Here is a 514-nt window from a genome sequence, read left to right on the forward strand (position 1 = left end):
TTCTGCGGTTCCGATCGCGGCGGACAGCGCGCGGCCGTTCTCTACAGCCTGATCGTCAGCGCCAAGATGAACGATGTCGACCCGCAGGCCTGGCTCGCCGACGTCCTCGCCCGACTGCCCGCCTATCCGGCCCATCGGATCGATGATTTGCTGCCGTGGAATTGGAGATCCGCAAAATTGCGGACCCAACCAGCGGCGGCCTGATCATGCAGCGCAATAAGGTGCATCACGTCTACACCGTCGATCGTGTCGCCAGGGACCTCGGCGTCAGCGAAGCGCTCATCCAGGACCTGACCCTCGGTCTCGAGCCCGAGGACGGCGTCATCTGGGTCTACGGCGCCAACGATGACGACGGGATCTTGGCCTTCACCGATGAAGGCATCGAGGAGGTCAAACTCCTCCTCGAAGAATATCATCGCGTCTCCCCAAAGAAAGCTTGACCCCAGCACTCCGGTGCTCAGGTTCTCCTGGCTGCCGGATGCGCACGTCTGCGGTCTTCACCGGATGCGTACGA

2 protein-coding genes are annotated in these 514 nt (G+C 62.3%); both read left to right on the top strand.

The window, feature by feature from the left end; genetic code table 11:
- Window positions 1-204: transposase domain-containing protein (locus tag NKH05_RS33060; protein WP_353027117.1), on the top strand; the 204-nt coding region annotated here is incomplete at its 5' end.
- A gap of 2 nt (window positions 205-206) precedes the next feature.
- Window positions 207-440: a hypothetical protein gene (locus NKH05_RS33065; protein WP_023731894.1), complete on the top strand. Its 234-nt coding sequence runs from the start codon at window positions 207-209 to the stop codon at window positions 438-440.
- Window positions 441-514: the final 74 nt, after the last annotated feature.

Origin of the sequence: Mesorhizobium sp. M1399, assembly GCF_040317735.1 — a bacterium.
In the GTDB taxonomy this organism is placed as follows: Bacteria; Pseudomonadota; Alphaproteobacteria; order Rhizobiales; family Rhizobiaceae; genus Mesorhizobium.

Bases quoted from the DNA above. Each gene is read 5' to 3' on its own strand.
- NKH05_RS33065 (WP_023731894.1), top strand. From the start codon at position 207: ATGCAGCGCAATAAGGTGCATCACGTCTACACCGTCGATCGTGTCGCC.